General features: G+C 70.8%; 14 protein-coding genes. 5 read left to right on the forward strand and 9 right to left on the reverse strand.

Features of this window, described 5'->3' with window-relative positions; all coding sequences use genetic code 11:
• The 3 genes from HQ312_RS12510 to sigJ all read left to right on the forward strand — a co-directional run bounded on the left by HQ312_RS12510 (nt 1) and on the right by sigJ (nt 3,734).
• Entirely contained in the window at nt 1-2,010 is a 2,010-nt protein-coding gene (locus tag HQ312_RS12510; RefSeq protein ID WP_222638765.1) for an SDR family oxidoreductase, read from the forward strand.
• Nucleotides 2,011-2,088: 78 nt separating this feature from the next.
• Entirely contained in the window at nt 2,089-2,844 is a 756-nt protein-coding gene (locus tag HQ312_RS12515) for an SDR family oxidoreductase (RefSeq protein WP_222638766.1), read from the forward strand.
• Nucleotides 2,841-3,734: an RNA polymerase sigma factor SigJ gene (gene sigJ, locus HQ312_RS12520; protein ID WP_222627294.1), complete on the forward strand. Its 894-nt coding sequence runs from the start codon at nt 2,841-2,843 to the stop codon at nt 3,732-3,734. The genes HQ312_RS12515 and sigJ overlap by 4 nt, the downstream gene beginning before the upstream one ends.
• Here sigJ and HQ312_RS12525 read toward each other — a convergent pair.
• From HQ312_RS12525 to HQ312_RS12535, 3 genes are read right to left on the reverse strand one after another with little or no spacing between them, the layout of a single operon-like run.
• Nucleotides 3,731-4,171, reverse strand: coding sequence for a 6,7-dimethyl-8-ribityllumazine synthase (locus HQ312_RS12525; protein ID WP_222638767.1), 441 nt, complete (start codon nt 4,169-4,171; stop codon nt 3,731-3,733). The two genes, sigJ and HQ312_RS12525, sit on opposite strands and share 4 nt — an antisense overlap.
• On the reverse strand, nt 4,168-4,458 hold the full coding sequence (locus HQ312_RS12530; protein WP_027503772.1) for a putative quinol monooxygenase: 291 nt from the start codon (nt 4,456-4,458) through the stop codon (nt 4,168-4,170). Before HQ312_RS12530 ends, HQ312_RS12525 begins: the two co-directional genes overlap by 4 nt.
• A gap of 54 nt (nt 4,459-4,512) precedes the next feature.
• Entirely contained in the window at nt 4,513-4,890 is a 378-nt protein-coding gene (locus HQ312_RS12535) for a VOC family protein (protein WP_222638768.1), read from the reverse strand.
• A gap of 72 nt (nt 4,891-4,962) precedes the next feature.
• Between HQ312_RS12535 and HQ312_RS12540 the strand changes: the two genes are divergently transcribed.
• Complete coding sequence (locus HQ312_RS12540) at nt 4,963-5,787, forward strand: helix-turn-helix domain-containing protein (RefSeq protein WP_308123883.1); 825 nt, start codon at nt 4,963-4,965, stop codon at nt 5,785-5,787.
• Nucleotide 5,788: 1 nt separating this feature from the next.
• Here the strand turns inward: HQ312_RS12540 and HQ312_RS12545 are convergent, their stop codons facing one another.
• The 6 genes from HQ312_RS12545 to HQ312_RS12570 all read right to left on the reverse strand — a co-directional run bounded on the left by HQ312_RS12545 (nt 5,789) and on the right by HQ312_RS12570 (nt 11,818).
• Entirely contained in the window at nt 5,789-6,745 is a 957-nt protein-coding gene (locus HQ312_RS12545) for a sensor histidine kinase (RefSeq protein ID WP_222627299.1), read from the reverse strand.
• A gap of 42 nt (nt 6,746-6,787) precedes the next feature.
• Complete coding sequence (locus tag HQ312_RS12550) at nt 6,788-7,336, reverse strand: hypothetical protein (protein ID WP_051612916.1); 549 nt, start codon at nt 7,334-7,336, stop codon at nt 6,788-6,790.
• Nucleotides 7,337-7,397: 61 nt separating this feature from the next.
• Nucleotides 7,398-8,177, reverse strand: coding sequence for an alpha/beta fold hydrolase (locus HQ312_RS12555; protein WP_222638769.1), 780 nt, complete (start codon nt 8,175-8,177; stop codon nt 7,398-7,400).
• Nucleotides 8,178-8,205: 28 nt separating this feature from the next.
• The gene (gene dinB, locus HQ312_RS12560; protein ID WP_222638770.1) at nt 8,206-9,441 is read right to left on the reverse strand and encodes a DNA polymerase IV; all 1,236 of its coding nucleotides are present in this window, start codon (nt 9,439-9,441) and stop codon (nt 8,206-8,208) included.
• Nucleotides 9,438-11,015 (reverse strand): DNA polymerase Y family protein, encoded by a 1,578-nt coding sequence (locus HQ312_RS12565; RefSeq protein WP_222628090.1) that lies wholly within the window; start codon nt 11,013-11,015, stop codon nt 9,438-9,440. Before HQ312_RS12565 ends, dinB begins: the two co-directional genes overlap by 4 nt.
• Nucleotides 11,012-11,818, reverse strand: coding sequence for a hypothetical protein (locus tag HQ312_RS12570; protein WP_222638771.1), 807 nt, complete (start codon nt 11,816-11,818; stop codon nt 11,012-11,014). The genes HQ312_RS12565 and HQ312_RS12570 overlap by 4 nt, the downstream gene beginning before the upstream one ends.
• Before the next feature lie 186 nt (nt 11,819-12,004).
• Between HQ312_RS12570 and HQ312_RS12575 the strand changes: the two genes are divergently transcribed.
• Nucleotides 12,005-13,255 (forward strand): serine/threonine-protein kinase, encoded by a 1,251-nt coding sequence (locus HQ312_RS12575; protein ID WP_308123884.1) that lies wholly within the window; start codon nt 12,005-12,007, stop codon nt 13,253-13,255.
• The last annotated feature ends 18 nt before the right edge of the window (nt 13,256-13,273 follow it).

Consider the following 13,273-nt stretch of genomic DNA (forward strand, 5'->3'; position numbering starts at 1 on the left):
ATGAGTACTTACGTGGTCACCGGTGGCACAGGATTCCTCGGCCGGGCCGTGGTGCGCCGGCTGGTCGAACGCGACGCCAAGGCTGTGGTCCACGTTCTCGTGCGACCGACCTCGGAACACCGCCTGAGCGGCGTCGCGGAGTCGTCCGGTCACCGCGTTCGCCCGCTGATCGGCGATCTCGAGCGACCCGGTCTCGGCATCGACGACTCGGCACTGTCCGCTCTGACAGCGGTCGACCACGTGATCCATCTCGGCGCTGTCTACGACCTCACGGCCGGCGACGAACAGCAGGCGACCAACGTGCAGGGCACCGCGGCGGTGGCCGCGCTCGCCGTCCTGCTCGGTGCGACGATGCACCACGTGTCGTCCATCGCGGTGGCCGGAGACCATCGAGGGGTGTTCACCGAGAACGACTTCGACCTCGGTCAGAACTTTCCGACGGCGTACCACCGCACGAAGTTCGAGGCGGAGAAGGTGGTCCGCGAGACTCCGGGCCTCACCTGGCGGGTCTACCGACCGGCAGCAGTGGTCGGTGACTCGACCACCGGCGAGATCGACAAGATCGACGGCCCGTACTACCTCTTCCGGCTCATCTCCCTCCTCGCCGAGTTGCCCTCGGCCCTGCCGATGACGGTGCCCGCACTCGGCGCGACCAACATCGTCCCGGTCGACCACGTCGCCGACGCGATGGTCGCCCTCCTGCACGCCCCGGATCTCGACGGCCGCGTGTTCCACCTCGTCAACCCGCGTCCGCAACCGATGCGGGAGATCTACTCCGCTCTCGCCGACGCGGCCGGCGCACCCCGCGCCGTGGGGAGCATCCCCGGCTCCGTCGTCACGCCGCTGCTCCGCTCGACCAATCGTCATGTCGTTGCCGCCCGCGACGCGGTGTTCGAGAACTACGACATCCCGCCCGTCATGGCCGAGCACCTCACGCTGCCCACCCGGTTCGACTCGACCCTCACCCGTGCCGCACTGAACGAGGCGATGGGCGAGAACGCGGCCCGCGTACCGGAGTTCCGCACGTACGCACCCGCACTGTGGTCGTACTGGCGTGCGCATCTCGACCCGTACCGGGCGCGACGCGACGATCCGGCCGGGCCACTGGTCGACCGACACGTCGTCATCACCGGCGGTTCCTCGGGTATCGGCAAGGCCTCTGCCTTCGCTGCGGCCCGCAAGGGCGCGCGCGTCATCATCGTCGCCCGCGACGAGGCCAAGCTGGCGGCCGTCGTGGAGGAGATCCGGGCGACCGGCGGCGACGCGCACGGCTACGTCTGCGACATCACCGACGACGCGTCCGTCGCCGAGACCGTGGCCGCGATCCTGCGCGGCCACGACCACGTCGACATGCTCGTCAACAATGCGGGCCGATCGATCCGGCGCTCACTCACCCTGTCGACCGACCGTCTGCACGACTTCGAGCGGACCATGGCCGTCAACTACTTCGGGGCACTCCGCCTAATTCTCGCGCTGCTCCCCCACATGCGCGAGCGGAAGTACGGCCACATCGTCAACATCAGCAGCGCCTCGGTGCAGAGCCACCCGCCGCGCTTCGCCGCGTACGTGGCGAGCAAGTCGGCGCTCGACGCCTTCACCTCGGTCGCCGCGTCGGAGACCCTGGCGGACGGTGTCTCGTTCACCACCGTGCACATGCCCCTCGTGGACACCCCGATGATCGCTCCGACCGGCAACAAGAACGTCAACAAGGTCGAGACGCCGGAGAAGGCCGCCGCGATGGTGATGCGGGCACTGATCGAGAAGCCCAAGCGCATCGACGTTCCCACCGGAACCGCCGCGGAGTGGGGCAACCTGCTGATGCCTCGCTCGAAGGACCGCGTGCTGGCGTCGTACTACAAGGCGTATCCGGACAGTGCCGCCGCCAGAGGAATCACCGACACCAGCTCGTGGTCGTCCGGTCCCCGTGCACCGAAGAAGAACCGACGCGAGTTCCGGATGCCCCGGGTCGTGCGGCGGGCCGGACGATGGGTTCCCGGCGCCCACTGGTGATGTCACAGATGCCGGCTCTCTCTCGTCCTACTCTCGAACGGGTTCCACCGAGGACTCGCACGACGGAAGGATGACGCCATGCGGATCGCAGTGGCAGGCGGAACGGGCGCAGCGGGGCGGCACGTGGTGGAGCAGGTGCGGGCCCGAGGACACACTCCCGTGGTGCTCGCGAGATCGGCCGGTATCGATCTCGTGCGGCCGACGCCGGAGCTCGACCGGGCACTGACGGACGTCGACGCGGTGATCGACGCCGCGAACGTCACGACGATGTCGGCGCGCGCGTCCGAGAAGTTCTTCGGCGCCGTCACGTCGACGTTGCTTGCCGCCGGTGAGCGCGCGGGAATCCGTCACCACGTGGCGTTGTCCATCGTGGGGTGCGATCGTGTCGACTACGGCTACTACGCCGGTAAACGTCTGCAGGAGAAGCTCGTACGCGAGTCGACGCTGCCGTGGACGATCCTGCGCGCGACGCAGTTCCACGAGTTCACCGATCAGGCTCTCGCGATGACTCCGGGTCCGGTCGCGATGGTCCCGACGATGCGGAGTCAGCCGGTCAGCACCGCCGAGGTCGCCGCCCACATCGTCGACCTGGCGGTGGGGACACCGCTCACCTCGATCGTGGAGTACGCCGGTCCGCGCCCGGAGTACCAACCCGATCTTGCCCGGAGGCTGCTGCGCGCGCGTGGATCGAAGCGTCTCGTCCTCCCGCTGCGGCTGCCGGGCGCCGGGGGTCGCGGCATGGCGAACGGTGGGCTCCTTCCCGGTCCGGACGCTGCGCACGGTGAAGAGACGTTCGATCAGTGGCTCGCGCGCGTGGGTGCCTCGACCCGGTGAGTGTCACCGACGACTTCGTCCGCGTCCGCCCACGGCTGGTCCGCATCGCCTACGCCGTCCTCGGTTCGCACGCCGACGCCGAGGACGTCGTGTCCGACTGCTGGCCGAAACTGGTCGCGGCCGATGCGACGTCACCCGTTCTCGACGTCGAGGCGTGGGCCGTGGTCGCTGTCTCGCGCGCAGCACTGGACGTGCTGCGGTCGGCCCGCGTGCGACGAGAGACGTACGTGGGACCGTGGTTGCCCGAGCCGTTGGTCGGACCGGCCGACTCGCCGCCCGACCGGGTGACGCTCGACGAGAGCGTGCGCTTCGCGCTCATGGTGGTGCTCGAGACGCTGTCCCCGGCCGAACGCACGACATGGGTCCTGCACGACGTGTTCGACGTCCCGTTCGACGAGATCGCGCGGATCGTGGGCCGCACTCCGAATGCCGTGCGGCAGCTCGCGTCTCGTGCACGACGGCACGTGACGGAGGGGGCTCCACGTTTCGCGGTGTCGCCCGAGCTGCATGCCGGCGCCGTGCGTGACTTCACCCGTGCCGCCGGTACGGGAGTGCTCGCCGATCTGCTGACGACGTTGGACCCCGACGTCGTTCTCGTCAGCGACGGGGGCGGAGTCGTCTCGGCGGCACGGCGTCCCGTGATCGGCGCCGACCACGTCGCGAGATTCCTCCTCGGCATCGCGGCGAAGGCGGGAGACGGTCTGCGGGTGCGTCCGTGCCGTGTGAACGGCAGAACGGGACTCGCCCTCGTGGCGGGCGACGGGTTGGTCGGCGTCGTCTCGTTCGAGGTGTCGTCGACGGGCCTGGTGTCGCGGATCGACATGATCCGGTCACCAGCCAAGCTCGCGCTCGTCGACCCCTCGGTCTGGCAGGACCGACCCGACAGCTAGCGGCCGATCGAGTCGAGGGACGCGAGCGTGCGCACCACCGCGCTCGCCGCCTCGACACCCTTCTTCTCGAGGTGCTCCGCGAAGAAGCTCGTGTGGTCGGCATGCTCGTGGAAGTGGTGCGGGGTCAGCACCACCGAGAACACGGGCACTTCGGTGTCGAGCTGCACCCGCATGAGTCCGTCGATGACGGCCGTCTCGACGAAGTCGTGCCGGTAGATACCGCCGTCCACCACCAGCGCCGCCGCGACGACGGCCGAGTACCGGCCCGTGAGCGCGAGTCGCTTGGCGTGCAGGGGGATCTCGAACGCACCGGGCACCTCGAAGGTGTCCACGTCACGCCCGAACTCCCGCACGAAACCCTGGCGCACCCGGTCCACCAGTTCGCGATGCCAGGTGGCCTGGACGAAGGCCACCGAGGGAGTCGCGTCCGTCGTCATCGAACGGGCGCCAGCACGGTCAGCACCGGCGCCGCGGTGACGATCGAACCGAGTTCACTGCGACCCTCGGGCGTCGCCCGGAACGCGCGGTAGGCGGCGTCGGCCTCGACGCTGGCCCAGCTCTCGACGATGACGACGTGCGCTGGATCCTTCACGTCCGCCGTCACCTCGACACCGAGGCATCCCTCGAACGCGCGGGTGGCGACGAGGGTCTCGTCGATGATGCGGTGCGACTCCTCGAGGCGGGCGGGATCGAGACGCAGTTCGAGCAAAGCGGTGATGGCCACGGGACGTCCGTTCGGTCGGGGATCGCTGTCGATGCCAGTTCACCACGCGTGTGGTCAGCCCCAGTTGGCGGCATCCGTCAGGCAGAACGGATGGCCGGCCGGATCGAGGAGAACGCGCCACGTCTCGCCCGGCTGCGGCTCGGCGAGCGTCGCCCCCAGCTCGATCGCACGGGCCTCGGCCACCGGGATGTCCTCGACCGCGATGTCGAAGTGGAACTGCTTGCTCCCGTCGGGGTTCGGCCAGGCGGGTGGCCGATAGCCGTCCACGCGGCCGAAGCCCAGCGCCGGGCCCCCGTTCGCGGGAGAGAGCATGGCGTAGTTCTCGCCGTCACCCATCGTCTGGGTCAGACCGAGGAACGCCGCCCAGAATTCGGCCACCGGAGGAACCTCGGCACAGTCCAGGGTCGTCATCGCCAGTCGCGTCGTCGTCATGACCTCAGCCTCCCTCACGATCGGCACCGTGACGTGAACAAACGCGCCAGCCCGAGCGGTACGGTTCGCTCCGTGACGGAGGATCCGTTGACCCGAGCAGGCCGACGCGCGCAGTCGGCGATCCTGCACCCCGCGCGTGCGGAGGGTCGGATCACCCTCGGCCGCTCCCGCCCTCCCGACGACCTCTCGACCCTCGTCGACTACTTCTGGTGGGTGGAGTGGCACTGCCCCGAACCGCACGTGCAGGAGGTCGTCCCGCGCCCGGTGGTCCATCTGACGGCGGAATCTCGGGACGGCGCTCCGCGGCTGCTGGTGCACGGCGTGATGCGACGTCGCTTCCAGCGCACCCTCGTCGGCGACGGGCGCACGGTCGCCGCAGCGTTCCGTCCCGCAGGTTTCCGCCCCGTTCTCGGCCGGCCCGTGAGCTCGATGACCGATCGGGTCGGGACCGTCGCGGACGTGCTGGGCACCGACGATCGCCGACTCGCCGGTCTCCTCCTCGACCCGGACGCGGACGTCACCACGTGTGTGGACCGACTGTCCTCGTGGCTGATCGAGCGGACCGCGACGGCCGACCCCGTGGCCGCCGACATCGCGGACCTCGTGGAGCTGGCCGAGACGGACACGACCGTCATCCGGGCGCAGCAGCTCGCGGATCGTGCCGGAGTGAGCCTGCGGACGCTGCAGAGACAGTTCGCCGACCACGTCGGCGTCGGGCCCAAGTGGGTGGTGCAACGGTGCCGACTCCTGGACGTGGCGGGTGCCGCGCACACCGACGGCACGGTGGACTGGGCGGCGCTCGCCGCCGACCTCGGATACGCGGATCAGAGCCATCTGGTCCGGGCGTTCACCGCCCTGGTGGGTAGTCCCCCCGCGCGCTACCGGGCGGACACCTGACTCACTCGTCCCGTGTGTGCGCCTCCCGCGCCTCGTCGACGAGGCGGTGGATACGGCGTGCGACCTCGTCCAGCTGATCGACGATGTCGCGCCGAAGTTGGTCCACCGCATCCTGATCCAGCGGCACCGCGGGCGCACGATCGGGGTCACCGATCTCGATGAGCAACTCGATGTTGGTGCGCAAGGCGGTGAGCGGCGCCAGCAGCTCGGTACCCGCGTCGACGATGAGGTGGTTCTGTGCGAGCCGCGAGCGTTGCAGGGCCGCCAGCATGTCGTTGAACCGATCGGCGAGATGCGCCAGCTCGTCGTCACCCACCACGGCCACCGGACTGAGGTCGCCGGTCTCGGTGATCCGCCGCGTGGCGCGGGTGAGTCGGCCGACCGGGCGCAGGCCCGTCCGCGCCACCAGATACCCCGACAGCCCTGCCAGCACCACCAGTGCGCCGCCCACCGTGACGAAGATGAGGAGCAGTCCACTCATCACCCCGTCGAGCGACCGGTAGGACTCTCCGACCAGCACCGTCGACCCGCTCGGCGCCTTCTCGATGGCCACCGCGTAGCCGTTCAGGTCGGTGACGACGCGGTCCGACTCCCCCGCGACCACCGACGCGACCACCGGTTCCAGCACGCCGTCGGGAGAGGCGAACGGAGTGAAACTTCCGGACGCGGAGTACACGTCACCGTCCTCGCTGACGATGCCCACCTGCAGATAGCGTCCCGCGCGAGGTCCGGCAGCGAAACCGAAGGCCGCGGGCGAGAGTCCGGAGGAGTCACTGGCGATCAACTTGTCGGCGTCCCGGCCCACCCGATCGGCGAGCTGCGCACGCAGAGCGTCCTCGGTGACCATGTAGATCACGAAGGAGCAGATCGCGACGGCCAGCGCCGCCACGCTCACCGTGAGAAGTCGGATGCGACTCCGCAGCGACAGCGTCGCCGCGCGGGGCCGGGTGACGGTCATGACACGACGGTAACCGGCGGATCGTTCGGCGGCTGTGCGGTCCTATCGACCGCGTGCGAACCGGTCCCGCACGGCTCGGCCCCAGATCGGGAGGAAGCCGACGGTCATGTAGGCCAACGGTCCCACCGTCCCGCCCCACTTGACGATGCTGAGCGCACTCGACACGGTCGCGGTCGTGTCGGTGATGCGGCGGGTGTCGCGGTGGAGGTAGAGGTTGACGACGTTCTCGGTGATGTCCGCGGTGGCCGCGACGGCCGGGGCGGCGACGAGCACCGCGCGCAACGACCGCGACATGGGAACCAGCTCGGCGAGCCGCACGGCGCCCAGCCGCAGCGCCGCCGCGTAGAGCACCGGGTGGTGGAAGTTGGCGTGGTATCCGTTGGTCAGCTCCCGCGCGGCGCGTGGACTCATCCCGTCGACGACCGACCGGTAGCGCGCACCCGACGGACACACCTGCAGTTGCGCGTAGGCGGCCCCGCCCTGGCCGGTGACCCTGATGAGGCTGAGCTCGGACACGGCGTACATCAGGGCCCGAGCAGCGAGTTCGCCGTCGGTCCGGGTCACGGTGAACTGCTGGGTGGGTGCCGTCATACGCCGACGGTAACGACTGTGGTCGCCAGGGACGGCGAGGACGTCGTCGGTTCTGGACGCCTCACAGGGCGCGGGGAGTTTCCTGGTGCTCGGCGAGGAACGGGCCGACCGCGGCGTCGAACTCGGCGAACCGATCCCGATGCACACTGTGGCCGCTGTCCACGGCGACGACCCGGCTGCGCGGCACCAGCGCCGTCATCGCCTCGAGGCGCGCGCGGTCGACCATGCCGGTGGGACCACCCACGACCAACAGCACATCACTCTCCATGTGCGTAAGCGCCTCCCACCACAGCGGATCGGGGGCGCGGAACTGGGTGAGCGCGGACGAGGTCATCGACCGATCGAAGGCCAGCACGGCGCGGGGGTGTCGGATCACGCTGGTCGTGGCGTGCAACAGTTCGCGCGCGGACGGGAACTTCGTCGTGATCGACGGGGTCTCGTCACCAGGACGGATGGGGAGTGGGGCCTCCTCGACCACGAGCTTGCGCACCGTCGTCGGACGGCGTTGGGCGACGAGCGTCGCGGCGTGGCCTCCCAGGGAGTGGCCGACGAGGTCGACGCGAGTCAGCGAGAGATGATCCAGGAGCGCCTCGAGGTCGTCGCCGAACTCACCGAACAGGTAACTCCGTGCGCGTCCGCTGCGGCCGTGCCCGCGGAGGTCGGGGACGACGACACGGCGGCCCCGCCGAACCAGCGTGCGCGCGAACGTGTCCCAGGTGTGGCCGTCGCCGCCCATGCCGTGCACCAGGACGACGGGCGACCCCAGCACGTCGGCACCACCGGAATCTCGATAGTGCAGCCGCACGCCCTCGGCGTCCACCACGCCGTCCGTCATGATCATCGAGCCATCCTCCCAGAGGCGCCGACCCTCACTCGTGGAGCATGGGCACCGATGTCTGCTCCTCTCGCCCGAGCAGCACACCGCGCGTGAGCGCGGAGGTGCCGAACCGGCGCTGCACTCCGTCGAGCGCCTCGTCCAGGGCCGTCCGGTCTATGGTCGGATGCTCGTCCTCCGGCGTCTCGAACGGCAGCTCGAGCTGCATCGCGGCGCCGTCCTCGAGATTCGACACCGCCACGCCGACAAGGGTGAGGCCCTGCATCGTGATGGTCGACATCGATGCGCCCAGCAGCGATCGGGCCGCGGTGAGCACGACGAGGGTGTCGGCCGTCGCGCGGCTCAGCGTCGTGGATCGCGTCGCTCGCGTGAAGTCGTCGAAACGCAGGCGCAGCGTGATCGTGCGACCTGCCCGGTGACCCTTCCGCATGCGGTGAGTAACACGGTCGACCAGTCCGACGAGGGCTGCGTCGATGTCCGCCGGGGTCTTGTGACGACGCCCCAGAGCATGTTGGGCGCCCACCGACCGCCGGCTCCTGCCGGTGCTCACCCGGCGCGCGTCGACACCGTTCGACAGGGCGTGCAGGTGCCGACCGGCGGCCGATCCGAGGACGGCGGCCAGCGCGCCCTCGCGGTGCGCGGCGAGGTCACCGATGGTGCGGATGCCCTGCGCGTGCAGCTTGTCGGCGGTGATCCTGCCGACGCCCCACATGCGCTCCACCGGAAGCGGATGCAGGAACTCGAGCTCACGATCCGGCGGAACCTCCAGCAGGCCGTCGGGCTTGGCGACGGCACTGGCGATCTTGGCGAGGAACTTGGTACGCGCCACCCCGACGGTGATGGGGAGACCGACGTCCTCCGCCACCGTGCGACGCAGGTCCCGAGCGATGTCCGACGGCGATCCGGACAGCCGCGCCAACCCGGTGACGTCGAGGAAGGCCTCGTCGATGGAGATGCCCTCGACCAGCGGGGTGACGTTCTCGAACACCTCGAAGACGTCCTTGCTCGCCTGCGAGTAGGCGGCCATCCGGGGCGGCACCACCACCGCCTGCGGGCACAGAGCGCGCGCCTGCCGGCCACCCATGGCCGTCTTCACGCCGAAGGCCTTGGCCTCGTAGCTCGCCGCCAGAACCACACCACCGCCGACGATGACGGGTCGCCCGCGCAGCGACGGGTCGTCCCGCTGCTCCACCGAGGAGTAGAAGGAGTCGAGGTCCGCATGCAGGATCGTGGCCTCGCCCGTGCGTTCGCGTGCGCGTTCCGCCGTCATTCGTAGATCCCTTCCACGAACCATCGTCCACCGTCGTGCAGGACCAGCAGGGCACGGGTGTCCTCCAGCAGCACCTGCGCCCGTGCCACCTGGCGGGCCGTGGAGGTGGCGCCGAGATCCCACCACCGCTCGTCCGCCGCCCACGGTCCCGCCCAGCCGTGCAGCACCCAGCTCCGCGATCCCCAGTCGACCCGGCCGGGCACGCGATCGAACATGCCGCGCTCGGTGACCTGCACCGCCACTCCCGACTCGTCGGTCACGGCGATCTCCGGACGCGTCGGCATCAGCGCCGAGGGCGACGGGGACGGCAACCGGCCGGGCCACGGAGCGGAGGGATCGGCATCGGGCACCGGCTCGTCGCCCCACGGCAGCATCGTCACGCGCTCACCCGGCCCCCGACCACCGCTGAGCACACCCACCTGGACGGCGTCGCCGCCCAGCAGACCCTGCACCCGCACCAGGGCACGGCGGGCCCGCTCGTCCTCGTCGCCGACTCCGCCCCACAGTCCCAGCTGCAGCGCACCCGCCGACACCACCTCCACCGGCTCGAGACGCAGCAGGACGATGCCGGCGGTCGGCTTGTTCTCACTGCGGCCGGTGAGCCAGCCGTCGAGCTGCCATCGCACGCGATCCGCGGTGCCCTCGGGAGTGAGCGGTTCCGCGCATCGCCACGTGCGGGAGAGGTGTTCACCGTTGGCCGTGGTGGCCTGCACCAGCAACCGGGTGCAGGCCACGGCCGCGGCCGACAGCGTCACGTGCAGTCTCTCGGCCAGGGCGCGACCCGCGAACGCCGCCGCGTCGACGCGATCGATCGGAGGGTCGCAGCGGTACTCGACCTCGAGATCGGGAGGAAGCACGCGCGCCGAGGGCGGCCGCTCCGGCTCACCTCGCGCGCTGCGGTGCGCGAGGACCGCGTCGGTGCCGAAGCGGGAGGCCACGTCCACCGGTGACAGTGCCCCGAAGTCCCCCACCGTGCGCAGACCCAGCCGCACCAGCAGATCCACCAGGTCCACCCGGTCCGGCGCCGCGAGAGACGGTTCCGCCGACAACTCGGCCACCGGGAGCGGAGCCAGGAACTGCGCGCCGCTCCCCCGCGGCACGATCGCGCCGTGCCGAGCCGCGACGACGGCTGTCGACACCTCGTCGGCGATCCCCACCTGGCACTCGACACCGACCGCCGCGACGGTGTCCACCAGTCGCTCCGCCGCGGCCTCCTCCGAACCGAAGTACCGCGCCGCACCGCGCGCCGACAGCAGCAACAGGCCGGGCCGCAGCACCTCGATACCGGGCACCACCTCGTCCACCGCCGAGGCGACCGGCTCGAACAGTCGCGCGTCACGATCCGGATCCGCCCGCGCCACATACAGTTCCGGACAGCGGGCCTGCGACTCACGGCGTCGGCCGCCGCGACGGACCCCCTCGGCGCGTGCCGTCGCGGAGCAGGCGACGACACGATTGGCGGAGACCACCGCCACCGGCGACGAGGCCGGGATCTCCGCCGCGGCGGCAGCGGCCACGGCCGGCCAGTCGGGGCACCACAGAGCCAGCACCCGGCTCCGACGGTCGGTGCTCACGACGGCAGCGCTTCCAGCACCGGATCCTGATGCGACACGGTGGAGTCGGCCGATCCCCACTCGACCCCGTCGCCCGTGGACGTCAGGGTCAACCGGCCGGTCCGCGGCCGGACGGCACGGCCCTGCACCTCGACGCCCAGATGCACGGCGCGCACCCGGCCGTGACCCGTACGGGCCCCCGAGCCGAGCCCGCCGTACCCGCGGATGCGGGCGTCCAACCGGAGCTCGGCGCCGTCCCAGCGTCCGTCGGTGACGATCAGCGTGGCGCCCTTGTTGCGCGCCCGAGCGACCACCGCCCGCGCTCGCGACGGCGGCACCGACATGCCGCCCAGCCCCAGCACCACCAGATCGATGCCGTCGAGCAGCACGGCGGCGACCTCCACCGGGTCCGGCCCGGGATCCGGGACCAGCGCCACCCGCTGCAGATGCGCCCCCATCTCCGACGCCGCCAACAGTCCCAGCCGCGGCAGACCGATGACGGCGGCGTGCCGTCCCGATCCGGTGACCGACGCCAGGATCCCGAGGAGCAACGATCCGGCGCCGGACACCGAGACCACCGTGCCGCGGGCCAACCCACCCTCGGGGAGCAGCGCCGACAACGCCTCCGGGACCGGGAGAACCGGGCGGACCCGGGCCGGCGCAGGATCCGGGGCAGGCGCGGTGGCCGTGAGGGTGACCGGTGCGGCAGGAGCGGGGGCATCGGCCACACGCGCAGGTGAGGACCGGATACGACGCCGCAGGAACTCGATCCGCTCGGTGCGGGACAGCCCTTCGAGGCCTTCGAGATCAACGGAAACAGGCATACTCACTCCCCGGTCGGGACGGTCGAGACTGCGTTGGAGACCCGGGGGAAGACCGAGAATTCGAACATACTTTCGAACGCTCACACCAGTAAAGCCGCTGCCCGTTCGAACGTCAAGACGCCCGGAAACGTCCTGGTGACAGCCCTGCCCGGCACTCGATCGGCTCGTCCGATAACCTCGAACACCGTGACTGATCACCAGCAGCCCAGCGGAGCGGTGGCCGGCTCGGGGCGCACGCGACCGGTCATCGGACCCGACTACCTCCTCGCCGGTCGCTACCGACTCGACTCCAAGCTCGGCGGCGGCGGAATGGGCGCGGTGTGGCTCGCGAGCGACACGTTGCTCAGCCGCAGGGTGGCCGTCAAACAGGCCACCTCGACCGTGGACCTCACTCCCGAGGCCGCCCGCGAGATCCGCGAACGCGCCATGCGCGAGGGGCGGATGGCGGCCCAGCTGAACAACCCGCACGCCATCGCCATGCACGACGTCGCACTCGACAGCGGCGAGCCCTGGCTCATCATGGAGTACCTCCCCGCCCGCAGCCTCGCGATGGCCCTCAACATCGCCGAGTCGCTGCCCCCGGACGAGGTCATCCAGATCGGTGCCCAGATCGCCGACGCCCTCACCGCCGCCCACGCCGCCGGCATCGTGCACCGCGACATCAAGCCGGGCAACATCCTGGTCGCCGATCGCGGCAGCGCGCTGGGCATGGTCAAGATCAGCGACTTCGGCATCTCGCGCGCCAAGACGGACACGCACGAGGAGAACAGCGCCGTCATCACCGGCACCCCCGCGTACTTCGCACCCGAGGTGGCGCGCGGCGCGGACCCCACCGAGGCCAGCGACGTCTTCTCGCTCGGCGCCACGCTGTACACCGCGACCGAGGGACAACCACCCTTCGGCATCGACGCCGACTCCATCGCCCTGCTGCACCGCGTCGCCGGGGGGCGCATCATCCCACCGCGCAAGAGCGGACCGATGACGGCCACGTTGCTGCACATGCTCGAACCCGACCCCGCGCGCCGCCCCACCATGGCCGAGGTCCGCACCCGCTTCGTCACCCTCGCCGTGGGCAAGAACGGCAACGCCGGATCGGTGATCAACCACCCGCTGCGCGCGGCCGACGGTCAGGTCCCGTTCTGGGCGCTGCGCGGCTCCCGAGTCCCGGGCACCTCCCGGCGAGGCGAACGCATCCACGGCCGCACCATGACGGGGCTCCCGGCAGCGGACACCGCCACCCCTCTGGATCGGGTTCCGCGTCCGACGGCGGCGTCCACCACGCCGGCACCCGGGCCGGCTCCGCGCCCGACGTACTCCCCGCCCGCGTTCGAGACGAAGGAACCCAAGTCCTTCACCGCCCCCGCCGGGCTGCCGCTCTACCTCGCGATCGGCGGCGCGGTGCTGCTCCTGCTCATCGTCCTGCTCCTGGTGCTCTGACCCGCCCCCGCCCCCTGG

The organism is Rhodococcus sp. BP-316 (assembly GCF_019836105.1).
GTDB lineage: Bacteria > Actinomycetota > Actinomycetes > Mycobacteriales > Mycobacteriaceae > Rhodococcoides.